General features: G+C 66.9%; 18 protein-coding genes and 1 tRNA gene. 10 read left to right on the top strand and 9 right to left on the bottom strand.

The window, feature by feature from the left end:
• Positions 1-81 precede the first annotated feature (81 nt).
• From thyA to G7B69_RS05085, 6 genes are all read left to right on the top strand, one after another.
• On the top strand, positions 82-1,038 hold the full coding sequence (gene thyA / locus G7B69_RS05110) for a thymidylate synthase (protein ID WP_166176756.1): 957 nt from the start codon (positions 82-84) through the stop codon (positions 1,036-1,038).
• 77 nt (positions 1,039-1,115) lie between these two features.
• Complete coding sequence (locus G7B69_RS05105) at positions 1,116-2,399, top strand: 3-methyl-2-oxobutanoate dehydrogenase (2-methylpropanoyl-transferring) subunit alpha (RefSeq protein ID WP_166176754.1); 1,284 nt, start codon at positions 1,116-1,118, stop codon at positions 2,397-2,399.
• A 47-nt stretch (positions 2,400-2,446) separates the two neighbouring features.
• Entirely contained in the window at positions 2,447-3,445 is a 999-nt protein-coding gene (locus G7B69_RS05100) for an alpha-ketoacid dehydrogenase subunit beta (protein ID WP_166176923.1), read from the top strand.
• Positions 3,445-4,773, top strand: coding sequence for a dihydrolipoamide acetyltransferase family protein (locus G7B69_RS05095; protein ID WP_166176752.1), 1,329 nt, complete (start codon positions 3,445-3,447; stop codon positions 4,771-4,773). The genes G7B69_RS05100 and G7B69_RS05095 overlap by 1 nt, the downstream gene beginning before the upstream one ends.
• Positions 4,774-4,790: 17 nt before the next feature.
• On the top strand, positions 4,791-5,378 hold the full coding sequence (locus G7B69_RS05090) for a YdeI/OmpD-associated family protein (protein WP_166176750.1): 588 nt from the start codon (positions 4,791-4,793) through the stop codon (positions 5,376-5,378).
• Between the two features lie 79 nt (positions 5,379-5,457).
• A tRNA-Asp gene (locus G7B69_RS05085) sits at positions 5,458-5,534 on the top strand.
• Here the strand turns inward: G7B69_RS05085 and G7B69_RS05080 are convergent.
• The 8 genes from G7B69_RS05080 to G7B69_RS05045 all read right to left on the bottom strand — a co-directional run bounded on the left by G7B69_RS05080 (position 5,513) and on the right by G7B69_RS05045 (position 11,203).
• Complete coding sequence (locus tag G7B69_RS05080) at positions 5,513-5,752, bottom strand: DUF2842 domain-containing protein (RefSeq protein ID WP_166176748.1); 240 nt, start codon at positions 5,750-5,752, stop codon at positions 5,513-5,515. The two genes, G7B69_RS05085 and G7B69_RS05080, sit on opposite strands and share 22 nt — an antisense overlap.
• A complete protein-coding gene (locus G7B69_RS05075) occupies positions 5,752-6,342 on the bottom strand; it encodes a 5-formyltetrahydrofolate cyclo-ligase (RefSeq protein WP_166176746.1) in 591 nt (196 codons plus the stop codon). Before G7B69_RS05075 ends, G7B69_RS05080 begins: the two co-directional genes overlap by 1 nt.
• A gap of 46 nt (positions 6,343-6,388) precedes the next feature.
• A complete protein-coding gene (locus G7B69_RS05070; RefSeq protein ID WP_166176744.1) occupies positions 6,389-6,994 on the bottom strand; it encodes a helix-turn-helix transcriptional regulator in 606 nt (201 codons plus the stop codon).
• 76 nt (positions 6,995-7,070) lie between these two features.
• Positions 7,071-7,904: a winged helix-turn-helix domain-containing protein gene (locus G7B69_RS05065; RefSeq protein ID WP_166176742.1), complete on the bottom strand. Its 834-nt coding sequence runs from the start codon at positions 7,902-7,904 to the stop codon at positions 7,071-7,073.
• Between the two features lie 275 nt (positions 7,905-8,179).
• Positions 8,180-10,102, bottom strand: coding sequence for a DUF2207 domain-containing protein (locus G7B69_RS05060; protein WP_166176740.1), 1,923 nt, complete (start codon positions 10,100-10,102; stop codon positions 8,180-8,182).
• 4 nt (positions 10,103-10,106) lie between these two features.
• The gene (locus tag G7B69_RS05055; protein WP_166176738.1) at positions 10,107-10,676 is read right to left on the bottom strand and encodes a LemA family protein; all 570 of its coding nucleotides are present in this window, start codon (positions 10,674-10,676) and stop codon (positions 10,107-10,109) included.
• 24 nt (positions 10,677-10,700) lie between these two features.
• Complete coding sequence (locus G7B69_RS05050) at positions 10,701-11,006, bottom strand: cell division protein ZapA (RefSeq protein ID WP_166176736.1); 306 nt, start codon at positions 11,004-11,006, stop codon at positions 10,701-10,703.
• Positions 11,003-11,203 (bottom strand): hypothetical protein, encoded by a 201-nt coding sequence (locus G7B69_RS05045; RefSeq protein ID WP_166176734.1) that lies wholly within the window; start codon positions 11,201-11,203, stop codon positions 11,003-11,005. Before G7B69_RS05045 ends, G7B69_RS05050 begins: the two co-directional genes overlap by 4 nt.
• 179 nt (positions 11,204-11,382) lie before the next feature.
• Between G7B69_RS05045 and tkt the strand changes: the two genes are divergently transcribed.
• The 4 genes from tkt to G7B69_RS05025 are packed head-to-tail and all read left to right on the top strand — an operon-like array spanning position 11,383 to position 16,046.
• Positions 11,383-13,359 (top strand): transketolase, encoded by a 1,977-nt coding sequence (tkt, locus tag G7B69_RS05040; RefSeq protein WP_166176732.1) that lies wholly within the window; start codon positions 11,383-11,385, stop codon positions 13,357-13,359.
• Between the two features lie 14 nt (positions 13,360-13,373).
• Entirely contained in the window at positions 13,374-14,381 is a 1,008-nt protein-coding gene (gap, locus tag G7B69_RS05035) for a type I glyceraldehyde-3-phosphate dehydrogenase (protein ID WP_166176730.1), read from the top strand.
• A gap of 10 nt (positions 14,382-14,391) precedes the next feature.
• Positions 14,392-14,850, top strand: a complete 459-nt coding sequence (locus G7B69_RS05030) for an MOSC domain-containing protein (protein WP_166176728.1) — start codon at positions 14,392-14,394, stop codon at positions 14,848-14,850.
• Positions 14,847-16,046: a phosphoglycerate kinase gene (locus G7B69_RS05025; RefSeq protein WP_166176921.1), complete on the top strand. Its 1,200-nt coding sequence runs from the start codon at positions 14,847-14,849 to the stop codon at positions 16,044-16,046. The genes G7B69_RS05030 and G7B69_RS05025 overlap by 4 nt, the downstream gene beginning before the upstream one ends.
• Here G7B69_RS05025 and G7B69_RS05020 read toward each other — a convergent pair.
• A complete protein-coding gene (locus tag G7B69_RS05020) occupies positions 16,039-16,566 on the bottom strand; it encodes a TlpA family protein disulfide reductase (RefSeq protein WP_166176726.1) in 528 nt (175 codons plus the stop codon). The genes G7B69_RS05025 and G7B69_RS05020 overlap by 8 nt on opposite strands.
• Positions 16,567-16,654: the final 88 nt, after the last annotated feature.

The following is a 16,654-nucleotide window of genomic DNA, read 5'->3' as shown; positions in this document are numbered from 1 at the left end:
CCCAGGGGCGAGGCAGAGGCGGCCCAATAGCTGGGGGTGTCCGGGGTGGCAAGCGGGCAATTGCGGTGGTAGCGCCGCGCTATGGCCAGCGCCGCGCGCCCGAGCGATTCTTCCTCTCCCGAGCACTGGGAATGGCAATACCTCGACCTGATGCGGCGCATCTGGACCGACGGCGACGAGCGGCTCGACCGCACCGGCATCGGCACCCGCGCGCTGTTCGGCACCACGCTTCGCTGCACCCTTTCGGACGGGCGCATGCCCTTGCTCACGACCAAGCGGGTATTCTGGAAAGCCGCAGCGCGCGAGATGCTGTGGTTCCTTACCGGCGACACCAACATCCGCTCGTTGCTTGCCCAAGGCGTGACGATCTGGAGCGACTGGCCGCTGGCGAAGTATCGCCGCGAGACCGGCGACGAGATCACGCAGTCCGAATTCGAGAAGCGGATCGTCGAGGACGTCGAGTTCGCCGCGCGTTGGGGCGATCTCGGACCGGTCTACGGCCAGCAATGGGTCGACTGGCCGACGTACGAACCGGCGGGCGACGGGCAATTCAAACGCGGGCCGGGGATCAACCAGGTCGCGCAAGTGGTCGAGTCGCTGCGCCGGAATCCCGGCAGCCGGCGCCACATCATCGAAGGCTGGAACGTCGCCGAGCTCGACAGGATGGCACTCCCGCCGTGCCACAAGACCTACCAGTTTCACGTCGCCGGCGATCGCCTCTCCTGCGCGCTCTACCAGCGCAGTTGCGACGTCGCGCTGGGACTGCCGTTCAACCTGTTCGGCGCCGCGCTGCTCACCCGAATGCTCGCGCAGCAGGCCGGGCTCGAGCCCGGCGAACTCGTGTGGATGGGCGGCGATACCCACCTTTATCTCAATCACTCCGAACTGATCGAGGCGCAGCTGGCGCGGGAACCCTCGGGCGAACCCCGGCTTGAGCTCACGCGGCATCCGCCGTCGATCTTCGACTATCGCTTCGAGGATTTCGAGGTCACCGGTTACGCGCCGCAGGGCGCGCTGAAGGCTCCCGTCGCCGTTTGACGAGCGAAGTTGACGGCGCGGCCTTTGGCTAATAAAATGTCGCTCCGTTAGAATATCGTTACTCACGGGAGACCATCATGGCGAGACAGAGCGAGGGGGTCGGCTACAACCGCCCGCGGCTCGCGCTGCACGTGCCCGAACCGAAATACCGGCCCGGTGACCAAGTGGACTTCTCGCACATTGCGGTGCCCGAGGCCGGTGCCCAGCCGCGTCCCGACGAGACCGGTCCGGCGAGCGAAACGAGCCCGCTGTGCACCGATCTCGTCCGTGTGCTGGGCGAGGATCACCAGGCGCACGGCCCGTGGGACCCGCGCCTCGCGCCGGAACAGCTGCGCGCGATGCTTCGCGACATGGCGCTGACCCGCGCGTTCGACGAGCGGATGTATCGCGGCCAGCGGCAAGGCAAGACCAGTTTCTACATGAAATGCACCGGCGAGGAGGCGACCAGCATCGCCGCCGCCCACGCGCTCGCCAGCGACGACATGGTCTTCCCGAGCTATCGCCAGCAGGGCATCCTCATCTCCCGCGGATATCCGCTGGTCGAGATGATCAACCAGATCTACTCGAACCGCGGCGACAAGCTGAAGGGCCGCCAGCTGCCGATCATGTATTCGAGCCGGGCGCACAGCTTCTTCACCATCAGCGGCAACCTCGCGACGCAGGTGCCGCAGGCCGTCGGCTGGGCGATGGCCAGCGCGATCCGGCATGACAGCCGCATCGCCGCGACCTGGCTGGGCGAGGGCAGCACGGCGGAGGGCGACTTCCACTCGGGTATGACTTTCGCCGCCGTCTACAACGCGCCGGTGATTTTCAATGTGGTCAACAACCAGTGGGCGATTTCGAGCTTCTCGGGATTCGCCGGCTCGGAGCGGACCAGCTTCGCCGCCAGGGCGATCGGTTACGGGATCGCCGGGCTGCGCATCGATGGCAACGATCCGCTGGCGGTCTATGCCGCCACCCGCTGGGCGGCCGACCGCGCGCGCTCGAACAACGGGCCTACGCTCATCGAGCACTTTACTTATCGCGCCGAGGGGCATTCGACCTCCGACGATCCTTCGCAATACCGCTCGGCGCAGGAGCGGGAGGAATGGCCGCTCGGCGATCCGATCAACCGGCTCAAGCAGCACCTGATTGCGCTCGGCGAGTGGTCGGAAGAGCAGCACACGGATATGGACCTGGCACTAGCCGAGCAGGTCAAGGCGGCGACCAAGGAAGCCGAGAAGAACGGCATCCTCGGTCACGGCATGCACCACCCGTTCCACACCATGTTCGAGGATGTCTTCGAGGAGCTGCCGTGGCACCTCGAGGAGCAAGCCGACCAGGCGATCCGTGAAAGGCAGATCAAGTGGCCTCAGTCGTAGATTCCGACGCCGTCAGCCTGGCGGAGGCGCCGACCCGTAGCCTCAACATGATCGAGGCGATCAACGACGCGCTCGACATCATGCTCGAGCGCGATCCCGACGTGATCGTGATGGGCGAGGATGTCGGCTATTTCGGCGGCGTCTTTCGCTGCACGGCCGGCCTGCAGGAGAAATACGGCAAGACGCGGGTGTTCGACACGCCGATCAGCGAGTGCGGGATCATTGGCGTGGCGGTCGGGATGGGTGCCTATGGCCTGCGCCCGGTTCCTGAAATCCAGTTCGCCGACTACATTTATCCGGGGCTCGACCAGCTGATCAGCGAAGCGGCACGGCTGCGCTATCGTTCGGCGGGCGAGTTTATCGCGCCGATGACCGTGCGCAGCCCATTCGGCGGCGGCATTTTCGGCGGGCAGACGCATAGCCAGAGCCCCGAGGCAATCTTCACTCACGTCTCCGGCCTCAAGACTGTCGTCCCCAGCACCCCGCACGACGCCAAGGGGCTGCTGATCGCGGCGATCGAGGACAACGACCCGGTGATCTTCTTCGAGCCCAAGCGGATCTACAACGGCCCGTTCGACGGCTATTACGACCACCCGACCAAGCCGTGGAAGGATCACCCCGATGCCAAGGTGCCCGAGGGTTACTATTCGATCCCGCTCGGCAAGGCGCGCATGGTGCGGGAAGGACAAGCGCTGACCGTGCTCGCCTACGGCACGATGGTCCATGTCGCCGAGGCGGTATGCCGGGAGAAGGGCGTCGATGCCGAAATCCTCGACCTGAGAACGCTTGTCCCACTCGACATCGAAGCGATTGAAAAGTCGGTCGAAAAGACCGGGCGGTGCATGGTGGTGCACGAGGCGACGCGGACCAGCGGCTTCGGCGCCGAACTGGCGGCGCTGGTGCAGGAACGCTGCTTCTACCACCTCGAAGCGCCGGTCGAGCGCGTCACCGGGTTCGACACTCCCTATCCGCACAGCCTCGAATGGGCTTACTTCCCCGGACCGGTTCGCATTGGCGAAGCGCTCGACAAGCTGCTGGGGGCATAATGGCTCGCTTTACCTTCAAATTGCCCGACATCGGCGAAGGCATCGCCGAGGCCGAAATCGTCGCCTGGCACGTCAAGGTCGGCGACAGGGTCGAGGAAGACGGCCGCCTAGCCGACATGATGACCGACAAGGCGACGGTTGAGATGGAAAGCCCGGTGGCCGGGACGATCGTCGAAGTCGCCGGCGAGGCGGGCGACGTGATCGCCATCGGCAGCCCGCTGGTGGTGATCGAGACCGAGGGTGAATTGCCCGACGAGGCGCCGGCGCCGAAGGCCGAGGTGGTCCGGGAGCAGATCGACGCCGAGACTCCCGAGGCCGAGCATGTCGAGAAGGCGATCGAGGAAGCCGGAGAGCTTGAGCCGGCGCCCGCGCCTGCACCCGCCCCGAAACCTGCGCCCGCCCCGAAACCTGCGCCCGTCGCCAAATCGGCGCCGCCTGTTGCCAGCCAATCCAGCGGCAAAGTCCTCGCCAGTCCCGCAGTCCGCGCCCGCGCGAAGGAACTCGGCATCGATCTCGCCGAGGTCCGCGCGGCGGAGGACGGCCGCGTGCGCCACGCGGATCTCGACGCGTTCCTCTCCTACAGCGGTGCCAAGGGCTACGCTCCGGCCGGCAAGGCGATGCGCGACGAGCAGGTCAAGGTCATCGGCCTGCGCCGGCGCATCGCCGAGAACATGGCCGCGTCCAAGCGCCACATCCCGCACTTCTCGTATGTCGAGGAATGCGACGTGACCGATCTCGATAAGCTGCGCGCCGATCTCAACGCCAACCGGGGCGAAAAACCGAAGCTCACCTTGCTGCCGCTGCTGATCACCGCGATCTGCCGCGCGCTGCCCGAGTTCCCGATGATCAACGCGCGCTACGACGACGAGGCGAATGTCGTCAGTCGTTCCGGCTCGGTCCACCTCGGCGTGGCGACGATGACCGATGCCGGCCTGATGGTCCCGGTGATCCGCGACGCGCAAGGCAAGAACCTGTGGCAACTGGCTAGCGAGATCGCCCGGCTTGCCGAAGCCGCTCGGGCCGGCACCGCGAAGTCGGACGAACTCTCCGGCTCGACGCTCACGGTTACCTCGCTCGGCCCGCTCGGCGGCATTGCCTCGACGCCGGTAATCAACCGCCCCGAAGTGGCGATCATCGGACCCAATCGGATCGTGGAGCGGCCGATGTTCGTCCCCGACGGTATGGGCGGCGAGCGGATCGAGAAACGCAAGCTGATGAACCTGTCGATCAGCTGCGACCATCGCGTGGTCGACGGCTACGATGCCGCTGCCTTCGTTCAGGCGGTCAAGAAGCTGCTCGAGACACCGGTACTTTTGCTCGCCGGCTGACGTGGTATAGTCGCCCGATGAGCCGCGATCCGCGCATCGACGCCTACATCGACAAGGCGGGCGACTTCGCCAAGCCGATCCTGCGGCATATTCGCGAGCTGGTTCACCAGACCATTCCCGGCGCCGGCGAGGCGGTCAAATGGGGCATGCCGCACTTCACCCACAAGGGGAAGAACATCGCCGGGATGGCAGCGTTCAAGGCGCATTGCGCGGTGATGGTCCATGGCGACGGGCGGCAGGATCAGCGCGACGGCATGGGCAGCTACGGCAAGCTCAATTCGATGAAGGCCCTGCCCAACGATTCCGAGCTGGCGGCCAAGCTGGTCGAGGCGCGCGAGCGGATCGATACCGAGGGCAGCGCGGTGAAGCGGGTCCGGAAGCCGCAGCCCAAGGCCGAGCTGCCCGTGCCGCAGGATTTCGAGGCGGCGCTGCGCGAGAACCTGAAGGCTGGCGCGACGTTCGAGGGATTTCCGCCTTCGCAGCGCCGCGAATACGTCGAATGGGTCAGCGAGGCCAAGCAGGACGCGACCCGGGCCAAGCGCCTCGCAACGTCGATCGAATGGCTCGCCGAAGGCAAGCGCCGCAACTGGAAATACGAGCGCTGAAAAACACCGCCGCACGGGCGTTGACACCCTGCGGCCCCTGCCTTAGTGGCGCGGCTCCCAAGCGGTGCAACGCGAATACGCGGGTGTAGCTCAGTTGGTTAGAGTGCCGGCCTGTCACGCCGGAGGTCGCGGGTTCAAGTCCCGTCACTCGCGCCACTTGGGACCTTCCAGGACCCTGTTTCCATCCAGATCAGGAAGCGCCTGAGCGGCAGCAGCCAGGCGACGCCGAGCACAACGTAGACGATCGTCTGCGCCCAGATCGGCAGTTGCCCGATCCACTGCGAAGCCCACATCACCGCGCCCGCATATACCCCGAGTCCAGCCAGCAGCGCCAGTATGCCGAGCGGGATCCGTAGTGTCGGCTCAGTCCGCATCAGAACGGACCGAGCAGCCGGGTAGGGGTGATTACACCGGTCAGCGGCATGTCGTGCCACTCGTTGGGCAATTCGGGCACCTCCTGCATGTCCCAGGCGAGGCCGAAGCGGATCGTCTGCGGATGGGCGCCAAGCCACTTGTCGTAGAACCCGCCGCCCTGGCCGAGCCGGTGGCCGTCGGCGGTGAAGGCGACGAGGGGCATGAACAACACGTCGGGCACCACCTCGGGCGCCTCGTCGCTGCCCTGCATCAGGTCGAAGTAACCCTTGGCGAGGTCGCTTTCGGCGTAAGGATCGGTGTGCTGGCGGAAGATCATCGGCGTCTGCAGATCGACCAGCCAGGGCAGGGCGATGGTGTGGCCGCGCTCGAAGAAGAACTTCGCGTAGGAATTGGCCGGAGCCTCGCCCGGATCGGCGCGATAGAGGCCGATCACCGCGTCGTCAGGAATTAGTTCGAGCACGGCCGCCGGCGGACGGTGGAACACGAGCGAGCTGATTTCCGGCGGCAAGCCGGCGGCATATTCGACGCGTGCCTTGCGCAAGCGGTTGCGGATCTCTTTCTTTTGCGCGGCGATATCGGGTTCGGACATGGCGTCCCCATGCCGTCGCGGCGGAACGGAGTCGAGAGTTGACGAACTAGATTGCGGTGGCTGAGCGGAAGCGCGCCGCCACCGCCAGCGCGCTGTGCTCGCCGAGCTTTTCGCGCAGCAGAGCGGCATGCGAGCGGACGGTGTTGCGCGAAACGCCAATCGTCGAAGCAATCTCGCCGATCCGCCAGCCGGCCGCGAGATGCGCGCCGATGGTCGCTTCGCGCGGGGTCAGTCCGAATTGTCGCGCAATGCGGTCGACTCCGTCGCGGAGCGGCCGCTGCGGGTCGTCGAGCGCGACGAGCAGCAAGGCTTTGCCGGCCGGCCACCTCGCTCCCCCCTCGAGCGGCTCGGCCTTGATCGTGGCGGGTCGTCCAGGGGAGGGTAGCGCCAGCGGCGAGACCGGCTTTCCGCGGCTAGCGGCACACAGCATGCGACCGAAGCATGGCGCCGCCTCCGGATCGCAGGGCGCCAGGCGCCCTCCGTACATCCCCAGCAGCCGCCGTTCGTCGAGCGCGCGGTGCATCGCGCGGTTGGCGAACACCACCCGGCCGTCGGCGCGAACGATCGCCACCGCATCCGCTATCAGGTCGAGCGCAGCCGCCAGCATTGGGGCGGAAGGCAGCAGGCCGTCGAGATCGGGCGAGGCGTTCATGTCGCGAGCGGCCTAGGCCGGCGACGGAAGGCGAGTCTTTGCCGAGTTCTGAAAAGTTATGAATTTGCCGCCAGGCCTAGTCCGCGACAGGCGCTTGGCCGAACAGCGGCAGCAGCGCGGCGTAGAGCTCGCCGGGCGTTGCCGCGACGCCCTGGCCGCCGTAGTCGGCGAGCAGCTTGCGCTGCGCGTCCGAGGGATAGACGGTGTAGAGAATGAACGGCCGCCCATCGCCCCGCGCGCGCATTCCTTTGAGCAAGTCGATTCCTGCAAGCGGCCGGTCGCCGCGGCCCATGTCCGAGATCACCGCGCCATAGGCGTACATCTGCAGGAGCGAGAGCGCTTCCTCGGTATTGGCGACGCGGTAGAACGCGATCTTGTGCTGTTCGAGGTAGCGCCGTTCGTCGAGATTGTTGTCGGGATGATCGTCCACCCACAGGACGCGGCCGACGGATTCGGCCGATTCGCCGTTGACCACGTGGCGCGCGCGGCTGCCCTGGAATTCGATCGCGCCCCATGCCGCCACGGCGATGATCGCGGTCAGCACGAGGACCGTCAGGCTGCGGGCCGGCTTGCGCAAGTGCGCCGCATGCTGCGGGGTGGTGGCCGCGCCCGTTTCGACGTTTGCGGCCAAGCGATAGCCGTAGCCGTGGACCGTCTCGAGCGCTTCGCCATCCGCGCCCAAGGCCTGGCGCAGGCGACTTATCGCCTTGGCGAGCGAATTTTCATGCACCAGGCGGCCCGGCCAACCGGCTTCGAGAAGTCGGTCCTTGCCGACTTCCCCGGGAGCCTCGCCGACGAGAATCGAGAGAATGGCGGCCGAAGAACGGTCAAGCTCGACTGGACGGCCCTTGACCGTCAACCGGCGCTGCGCCGGGTCGAATTCGACTACCCCGAACCGCTGCACGTCCATCCGCCCCACTCAAGGCCCCACTTGTAGGGCGAAGGCGCGCGGAGCGTCAATTTTCTAGCTGGTGGAAGTGGCGGAACCACCATGGGTCGGAGCCGGAGAAATCCTCTGACGCCTAACGTCAGGTGGGAACCATATGCACCGGCCCTCAGGACGAACCCGTGGACCGGGCAGGGACAGCTCCCAAGGATTGCTTATAGCCTCAGGGATATTCGATCGGCGCGTGCCGGGCAGTCCCGCCGTCCCCTATTTAGGCGCTTCGACGGCCCTCGGCAAGGTTACCAGCCACCGCCACCCCCGCCGCCGCCGCCGCCGCCCGAGGAGCCACCGCCGCCCGACCCGCTGCTGGAGCCGGGCGCGGTCGATGCCGAGGAGATGCTGCTGGCGAGTGACGAACCGACGGTGCCGGCGAACCGGCCCGGATCGGACCAGACGTTGCCGTGCCCCGAATACCAGCCGAACGTGCTCCCCTGCCGGGTGGGATCCGTCTCGGCCGCGGCGAGCACGGCGGCGAACTTGTCGGCCCAGCGGTTCTCGACTCCCAGCGCGATGGCATGGGGAAGGTAGCGTTCGAACAGTTCGGGCGTCTTCTCCGGCGGATGCATTGCCTCGAGCCGGTCCTCCTCGGTGATCGAGAGGTACTGCTCGAACCCGGCGATGCGGTCCATCAGCGCGCGGCCCTCCTTCGTCGGCGCGCTCATCCAGGCGAAAGCCGACAGGACCAGGGGCAGCATCGCCAGCGGGGCCAGCATGCAGGCCCAGGTCCCGGCGGGCTCGATCTGGGTCAGCCGGACGAAGGCGATGCCGAACAGGACAATTCCGCCAAGCATCAACGCGGCAATCGACAAGCCATTCACCCAGCCCTTGCGATGACGGGAGACGAGCCACGCGGCGGCGAGCATCAGCGCCAGCCCCAGCGCCGGCACGAAACGCTCCGCCGAGGTGCTGTAGAAGTCCGAGAAGGCGATGGCGGCGGCGATCAGCAACATCGCGGTGAACACCAAAGCCACGCCCATCCACGCCCAGCCCTGGTTCCTGACGAAGGTCCTATCCTTGTAGATCTCCTCCAGCCCGTCGCTCAGGGCCTTGCGCGCGAGGGCGAAGCGGGCGTGGTTCTTGTTGTCCATCTCGATTGTGTGGCTGCCGGCGAACAGCGAGCTGAGCATGGCGTGTTCGGGCGGTGGAAGGCCGCCCTGTCCGGTAGTCTTCTCCAGGGTGGTCTTCTTGCTGTGGAAGAATCCCTCGTCGCTTTCCACCAGCTTCAGCTCGCGGTGCACGCCGCTCTCGACGATCGCGGCGGCGAAGCAGCGGTCGTCGAAGCCCATGCGCTTGACGTAGCGGACCGCCGCGGCGGACATGGCGTCGGGCGGGGTGAACAGCGGCACCACCGTGCCCGCGCGCGGACCACGGCCGGCGCGCTTCCAGGCGAAGAAGTAATAAACCAGCAGGCCGAGCAAGGCCGCCAGCGCCCCGGCGCGCGGCGCCTGTTCCTGCAACGTCAGTCGTGCGCCCGACGGCTTGGGCGGTTCGGCGACCACGCCCTTGGGCCAGCGCACCGCCACCGTCAGGCCCTCGTAAGGCCCGAGCGGCTCGGTGGTGCGGAAAACGATCTCGCCAGGCCCCTCGGAAACGACCTTGGCGGCGTATCCGGTCGCGCCTTGCGGACCGGTATAGACTGCGCGCTCGGGACCGAACGGCACAGGTTGCGGCAGGCGGATATGCGCTTCGGCCATGTCGATCGGGAAGGCCCAGCCGTTGCCGGTGACGTTCCAGTAGAGCTCGTCGTAGCCCTCGAAGAAGCCGAGCTGGCGCGTCGTCGTGTAATGGATGGTGTAGGAGTGCTCGCCATAGTCGAGGTATTTGTCGCCCGAGCCGATCTGGACGCGCACGCCGTTGCCGCCGCGCTGTGTGTCGTATGGCTCGGGCTGGCCGTCGCGCTCGACGCTGGCGACGTCGAAGCCGACGCGAACGCGCCGTCCGTCCTTGCCGTAAGTGGTCGGGAAATCGCGGAAGATGCCGTGCTGGATCCGGTTGCCTTCGACGTTGACGCGGATGGTCTCGCTCACATCGAGCGCCCCGTCGGCGCGCACGGCGATGTCGCTGCGCCAGGAAAGGATGCGTTCGTCGGCGAGAGCCGCTCCCGGCAGGAGGAACGCCAGCGCCGCGGCGAGCAGCGCCAGCAGCCGCGTCGCGCGGATCATGCAATCAGGCCTGGGCCGCGTCGAACGAGACTTTCGGCGCCTGCTGGATCGAGGCATCGGCATCGGCGTAGAACTCAGCCTCGCTGAAGCCGAGCGGGCGCGCGAACAGCACGTTCGGGAACGACTGGATGCTGCTGTTGAGGTCGCGGACGGTGGCGTTGTAATAGCGCCGTGCGCCCTGGAGCTGCTCCTCGATCTCGCTGAGTTCGCTCTGCAACTGGCGGAAGTTGTCGTCGGCCTTGAGGTCGGGATAGGCCTCGGCGACGGCCATCAGCCGGCCGAGCATTCCGGTAAAGGCATTGTCCGCCTGCGCCGTGGCGGCCACGCTGCCGGCATTGGCGGCCTCGGCGCGGTGCGCGGTGACCTCGTTGAGCACGCTCTTCTCGTGGGCGGCATAACCTTCGACCGTGCTCACGAGGTTGGGCACAAGGTCGGCGCGGCGGCGGAGTTGGACCGTGATGCCGCTGAAGCCCTCCTTCACCAGCGCGCGCAGGCGCACCAGGCGGTTGTAGATGGCGACTCCCCAGAAGATGAGAATCGCGACGATCGCGATCACGATAATGGTCGGCAACATGCGATGTCCCCCTCGCGCTTGCGGTCAGCCGGCACTTTCCAGCTGCGACGCCAGGCCTTCGAGCCGCTCGGCCAGCGCTTCCAGCCCTTCGGCAACCTCAGGTCTGGCCTCGGCCGGCGTCGCGCCGCCGTTCTTCATCTCGTGGTTCTCGTCGGCGAGGAGGAGGGCTGCAAACAGCAGCGCGCGCGCCTCGGACTGGCTGGAGATGTGCGGCATGTCGGCGAGCTTGGCGTCGATCGTCCGCCCGAGCATCGTGATGTGCGCTTCCTCGCCCTCGGCGCACGCGACGGTGAACTTGCGGCCGGCGATGTCGAGCGTGACGTTGCTCATGGCTCGAGCGCTCCCAGCAGTCGGTCGAGTTCGGCCAGCGCGGCACCTGCTTCGCCGCGCAGCGCCTGATATTTCCGTTCGAGATCAGGGTCCCCGCCGGGCGACGACGTCAGCGGACGCTGCGAGGCCGCGCGCTCGATCCGCGCCGCGGCAGCCTCGATCCGGGCCAGCGCCCGCTGAGTGCGTTCCCCGTCCATCGCGGCAGCTTACGAAAATGCCTCCGCAAGGGCAAAGCCTTGGCCGAGAAAGCTGTGAACAGTTCTCGCGCTGCGATGGGCACCCTCTCGGGCGCCGCGCTTGACGGGGGAAGGGTGGTCCGCAAGAGAGGCGGCGCATCGAATCAGCGCTGCTTTCCCACTCGCAGGAGCCTGCCCGAATGAGCCTCGATCCCGCCCGCCTTGCGCCCATGGCCAATGCCATTCGCGCGTTGGCGATGGACGCGGTGCAGGCCGCCAATTCGGGCCATCCCGGTATGCCGATGGGCATGGCCGACGTCGCCACGGTGCTGTGGTCGAAGTACCTCAAGTTCGACCCGGCCGATCCGAAGTGGCCCGACCGCGACCGCTTCGTGCTCAGCGCCGGACATGGCTCGATGCTGCTCTATTCGGTGCTGCACCTGACCGGCTACGCGCGCCCGACGATCGACGACATCCGCAACTTCCGCCAGCTGGCCAGTCCGTGCGCTGGGCATCCCGAGAACTTCCTGCTCGAAGGCGTCGAGGCGACGACCGGGCCACTGGGCCAGGGCCTGGCCATGGCGGTCGGCATGGCGATCGCCGAACGCCACCTCAACGCCGAGTTCGGCGACGAGCTGGTCGATCACCGCACCTGGGTGATCGCCGGCGACGGCTGCCTGATGGAAGGCGTCAACCACGAGGCGATCGGGCTTGCCGGGCACCTGAAGCTCGGACGGATGATCGTGCTGTGGGACGATAACCACATCACGATCGACGGCTCGACCGACCTTTCGACCAGCGAGGACATCCGCGCGCGCTATGCCGCGACCGGTTGGCACGTGGTCAGCTGCAACGGGCATGACGTGAACGACGTCGCCCGGGCGATCGACGAGGCTTTGGCCGATCAGCGCCCCTCGCTGGTCGCGTGCAAGACCGTCATCGGCAAGGGTGCGCCGAACAAGCAGGGCACCAGCGCCACTCACGGCGCGGCGCTCGGCGAGGCGGAGGTTGCCGCCGCGCGCGAGACCTTGGGCTGGACTTCGGAACCGTTCGAGATTCCGGCCGACATCTACGCCGACTGGAACGCAACCGGCGAGCGCGGCAAGGCTGCGCGCGCGGATTGGGAAGGGCGCCTCAAGGCCAGCTCCCGCGCCGCGGAGTTCACCGCGCGCATGAACGGCGACCTGCCGGGTCTCCACGACTGGGCGGCCTACAAGGCCAAGGTCGCCGCCGAAGGCCCGAAGATGGCCACCCGCAAGTCGAGCGAGGCCGCGCTCGGCGTGCTGACGCAGGACCTGCCGGCGCTGATCGGCGGCTCGGCCGACCTCACCGGATCGAACAACACCAAGACGCCCTCGACCGGTCCGCTCACCGCCGAGAACTACGGCGGTCGCTATATCTATTACGGCATTCGCGAGTTCGGCATGGCCGCGGCGATGAACGGGATGGCGCTGCACGGCGGGGTGATCCCCTACGGCGGCACCTTCCTGGTGTTCACCGATTACTGCCGCCCTGCGATCCGCCTCTCGGCGCTGCAGCACGTCCGCGTGGTCTATGTGATGACGCACGATTCGATCGGACTCGGGGAAGACGGCCCGACCCACCAGCCGGTCGAGCATGTGCAGAGCCTGCGGGCGATCCCGAACCTGCTGGTGATGCGCCCCTCAGACACGCTCGAGACGGCCGAGTGCTGGGAGCTGGCGCTGAACGAGACGGCGCGGCCTTCGGTGCTCGCGCTGACCCGACAGAACCTGCCGGCGGTGCGCCACGACGCCAGCGAGAATTTGTGCGCCAAGGGCGCCTATCGGCTGCGGGCGGCTACGGCGGACCGCCGGGTCGTGCTCATCGCGACCGGTTCCGAAGTGGAATTGGCGCTCAACGTCGCCGCCGCGCTCGAAGGGCAGGGGATCGGCGCCGATGTCGTCTCGATGCCGTGCACCGAACTGTTCGACGAGCAGCCCGAAGGCTATCGCGCCGACGTGCTGCCGGCTGATGTCCTGCGGGTCTCGATCGAAGCCGGAACCACCTTCGGATGGGAACGCTACACCGGCCTGGATGGCCTCCGCATCGGTCTCGACCACTTCGGCGCTTCCGCCCCGGCGGAGGAATTGTTCGCCGAGTTCGGCTTCAGCGTCGAGGCGATCGTTCCAAAAATCCTCGCAAAACTAGGTAATTAACAGGAGTTGTTGAGATGACGACGAAGGTAGCGATCAATGGGTTCGGACGCATCGGGCGGCTCGTCGCCCGGGTGATTCTCGAGCGCAAGGATCACGATTTCGAGCTCGTCGCGATCAACGACCTCGCCGATGCCCGCTCCAACGCGCTGCTCTTCCAGTACGACAGCACCCACGGCCGCTTCCCCGGCGAGGTGATCTGCGACGGCGACTCGATCACGGTCAACGGCCATCGCATCGCCGTGACCAAGGAACGCGACCCCGCCAACCTGCCGCACAAGGCGATGGGCGTTGAGCTGGTGCTCGAATGCACTGGTTTCTTCCAGTCGGACGAAGCGAGCCGGCCGCACATCGCCGCGGGGGCGAAGAAGGTGCTGATCTCGGCGCCGGCTACCGGCGTTTCCAAGACCATCGTCTTCGGCGTGAACCAGGATACGCTGACCGCCGAGGACGACATCGTCTCCAACGCCAGCTGCACCACCAACTGCCTCGCGCCGGTCGCCAAGGTGCTCAATGACGCGATCGGCATCGAGCGCGGGTTCATGACCACGATCCACAGCTACACCAACGACCAGCGGATGCTCGACCAGATCCACCTAGACCTGCGCCGCGCGCGCGCGGGAGCGATGAACATGATCCCGACCACCACCGGCGCCGCCCGCGCGGTCGGGCTCGTGCTGCCCGAGCTGAAGGGCAAGCTCGACGGCTCCTCGGTGCGCGTGCCGACGCCCAACGTATCGCTGATCGACCTCGTGTTCACGCCTTCGCGCGACACCACCAAGGAAGAAATCAACGCCGCGCTCAAGGCCGCGGCGGACGGGCCGATGAAGGGCGTGCTCGCCTACACCGACCAGCCGCTCGTCAGCACCGACTTCAACCACCAGCCGCCGAGCTCGACGGTCGACAGCCTCGAAACCGCCGTGCTCGAAGGCAAGCTCGGCCGCGTGGTCAGCTGGTACGATAACGAGTGGGGCTTCTCGAACCGGATGATCGACACCGCCGGGGTGATGGCGAAGTTCCTCTGAGCGAGGGCAGATGACCGGCAGACTGGCAGGAATCGCGCGACATCACGAGCCCAAGGGCCCGATGGAGACGGTCGACGCCGTTTCCGTAACGGCGGCCGAGGGCGTGCACGGCGATTTCCGCGGCGGGATGGCGTCGACGAAGCCGGGTCGGACCCGTCAGGTCTCTTTGCTCGAACGCGATGGCTGGGAGGCCGCGGCCGCTGAATCGCATTGCCCTCACGAGTGGTGGAATTCACGCCGCAACCTGCTGGTCGAAGGCCTGCGCTTTCCTCGCGAAGCTGGCACGAAGGTCCAGATCGGCGCCACCCTGGTGATCGAGATCACCGATGAGTGCGATCCGTGCGAACGGATGGAAGCGCTCCACCCGGGCCTGCGCGCGGCGCTGACGCCCGACTGGCGCGGCGGCTTCCTCGGACGGGTGATCAAGGACGGCGAGATCGCCGTCGGCGACGAGATAAGGATTCTCTGATGGCGTTCCGCACCCTCGACGATCTCGGCGACGTGCGCGGCAAGGTCGCGCTCGTGCGCGTCGACCTCAACGTGCCGATGCAGGACGGACGGGCGACCGACTTGACGCGCATCGAAGCGGTGGCGCCGACGATCCTCGAGCTGGCCGATGCCGGCGCCAAGGTCCTCTTGCTGGCCCATTTCGGCCGGCCCAAGGGTGAGCGCAGCTCGACGCTGTCGCTCAGCCTGGTCCAGGGCGCGGTCGAGGCCGTGCTCGGGCGCGAGACGATGTACATCTCCGAGCTCGCCGGCCCGATCGTTCAGCAGTCGCTCGGCATCATGCGGCCGGGCGATATCGGCATTCTCGAGAACACCCGCTTCTGGGCCGGCGAGGAGAAGAATGATCCGGAACTCGCCAAGGCGATTGCCGCGAACGGCGACTTCTACGTCAACGACGCCTTCTCCGCGGCTCACCGCGCCCACGCCAGCACTGAGGCCATCGCGCACCTGCTGCCGGCCTATGCCGGGCGGGCGATGGAGAAGGAATTGAAGGCGCTCGACGCCGCTCTCGGCAATCCCGAGAAGCCGGTCGCCGCCGTGGTCGGCGGGGCCAAGGTCTCGACCAAGCTCGCCGTGCTCGAGCATCTCGTCGGCAAAGTCCAGCACCTGATCATCGGCGGCGGCATGGCCAATACCTTCCTTGCCGCGCGCGGGGTCGATGTCGGCAAGAGCCTGTGCGAGCACGACCTCGCCAAGACCGCCGAAGCAATCCTCGACACCGCCGACCAGGCCGGCTGCACGGTGCACTTGCCCTATGACGTCGTGGTGGCGAAGGAGTTTGCCGCCAATCCGCCCAGCTTGCGCACCTGCAACGTCCACGAGGTCGCCGCCGACGAGATGATCCTCGACATCGGCCCGCAAGCGACCGAGGCGCTCGCCGATGTCCTCAAGACCTGCCGCACACTGGTCTGGAACGGACCGCTCGGCGCGTTCGAGACGCCGCCGTTCGACACCGCCACGGTGGCGCTGGCGAGGACCGCGGCCGCGCTGACACGCGAAGGCTCGCTGGTCTCTGTCGCCGGCGGCGGCGACACCGTGGCGGCGCTCCACCACGCGGGAGTGGCCGCCGATTTCAGCTACGTTTCAACCGCCGGCGGCGCTTTTCTGGAATGGATGGAAGGCAAGGAATTGCCCGGCGTGGCCGCACTGACTAGTTAGCCAAGGCGACTTGCGGTTCCTTCGGCGGTGGCTCCTTGAGCAGCGGAATGAGAATCTCGTTCAGCCGGTCGAGATTGAACGCCCCGGCCTTGGCGTATCGAATCTTGCCGGCGCGATCGATCACGAAGTTGGTCGGCACGGCATGGTCGATATAGGCGTAGGGGCCCTTGAGCTTGTGAATCGGCTCGATCGTCATCGCGCTGAACAAATCGTGCAGCTTCTTTTCGGGAACCGAACCCTCGGTCGTAATCGCGAAGACCCGCAAGCCGTGGCTCTTCTGCAGCTTGTAGTAGGCGTCAAGTGCCGGAAGCTCCGCGCGGCACGGCACGCACCAGGTCGCCCAGAAGTTGATCACGACGACCTCCCCGCGCAGATCGGCCAGTGTCACCTTTTGACCATTCACCAGGCTCAGCTCGAAGTTGGGAGCGACTTCGCCGACCTTGGGGGTCCGGGCTTGCGCACCAGCGCCCATCGCCAACAGGGCAAGCGGCAGCATGATCAGGCGTCGCGATTTGGGCATCGAATTCCCCCCTTGAATCAAACCTGGCGAACGCCGGGACGCCGGTCAATTCGTTTCCGCGTCTGACCCGTTGCCGCGCCGCGGCGCG

Origin of the sequence: Croceibacterium segetis, from assembly GCF_011320115.1 — a bacterium.
GTDB lineage: Bacteria > Pseudomonadota > Alphaproteobacteria > Sphingomonadales > Sphingomonadaceae > Croceibacterium_B > Croceibacterium_B segetis.
Note: the sequence above shows the minus strand (reverse complement) of the source record. Positions and strands in the feature narration are given on the sequence as shown.

What these genes read in the sequence shown, in the direction of transcription:
- G7B69_RS05030 (WP_166176728.1), top strand. Translation starts at nt 14,392, where the DNA reads ATGACCGGCAGACTGGCAGGAATCGCGCGACATCACGAGCCCAAGGGC.
- G7B69_RS05045 (WP_166176734.1), bottom strand. Translation starts at nt 11,203, where the DNA reads ATGGACGGGGAACGCACTCAGCGGGCGCTGGCCCGGATCGAGGCTGCC.
- G7B69_RS05090 (WP_166176750.1), top strand. Translation starts at nt 4,791, where the DNA reads ATGAGCCGCGATCCGCGCATCGACGCCTACATCGACAAGGCGGGCGAC.
- G7B69_RS05075 (WP_166176746.1), bottom strand. Translation starts at nt 6,342, where the DNA reads ATGTCCGAACCCGATATCGCCGCGCAAAAGAAAGAGATCCGCAACCGC.
- G7B69_RS05070 (WP_166176744.1), bottom strand. Translation starts at nt 6,994, where the DNA reads ATGAACGCCTCGCCCGATCTCGACGGCCTGCTGCCTTCCGCCCCAATG.
- G7B69_RS05095 (WP_166176752.1), top strand. Translation starts at nt 3,445, where the DNA reads ATGGCTCGCTTTACCTTCAAATTGCCCGACATCGGCGAAGGCATCGCC.
- G7B69_RS05100 (WP_166176923.1), top strand. Translation starts at nt 2,447, where the DNA reads ATGATCGAGGCGATCAACGACGCGCTCGACATCATGCTCGAGCGCGAT.
- gap (WP_166176730.1), top strand. Translation starts at nt 13,374, where the DNA reads ATGACGACGAAGGTAGCGATCAATGGGTTCGGACGCATCGGGCGGCTC.
- tkt (WP_166176732.1), top strand. Translation starts at nt 11,383, where the DNA reads ATGAGCCTCGATCCCGCCCGCCTTGCGCCCATGGCCAATGCCATTCGC.
- G7B69_RS05055 (WP_166176738.1), bottom strand. Translation starts at nt 10,676, where the DNA reads ATGTTGCCGACCATTATCGTGATCGCGATCGTCGCGATTCTCATCTTC.
- thyA (WP_166176756.1), top strand. Translation starts at nt 82, where the DNA reads ATGGCCAGCGCCGCGCGCCCGAGCGATTCTTCCTCTCCCGAGCACTGG.
- G7B69_RS05060 (WP_166176740.1), bottom strand. Translation starts at nt 10,102, where the DNA reads ATGATCCGCGCGACGCGGCTGCTGGCGCTGCTCGCCGCGGCGCTGGCG.
- G7B69_RS05080 (WP_166176748.1), bottom strand. Translation starts at nt 5,752, where the DNA reads ATGCGGACTGAGCCGACACTACGGATCCCGCTCGGCATACTGGCGCTG.
- G7B69_RS05020 (WP_166176726.1), bottom strand. Translation starts at nt 16,566, where the DNA reads ATGCCCAAATCGCGACGCCTGATCATGCTGCCGCTTGCCCTGTTGGCG.
- G7B69_RS05105 (WP_166176754.1), top strand. Translation starts at nt 1,116, where the DNA reads ATGGCGAGACAGAGCGAGGGGGTCGGCTACAACCGCCCGCGGCTCGCG.
- G7B69_RS05065 (WP_166176742.1), bottom strand. Translation starts at nt 7,904, where the DNA reads ATGGACGTGCAGCGGTTCGGGGTAGTCGAATTCGACCCGGCGCAGCGC.
- G7B69_RS05050 (WP_166176736.1), bottom strand. Translation starts at nt 11,006, where the DNA reads ATGAGCAACGTCACGCTCGACATCGCCGGCCGCAAGTTCACCGTCGCG.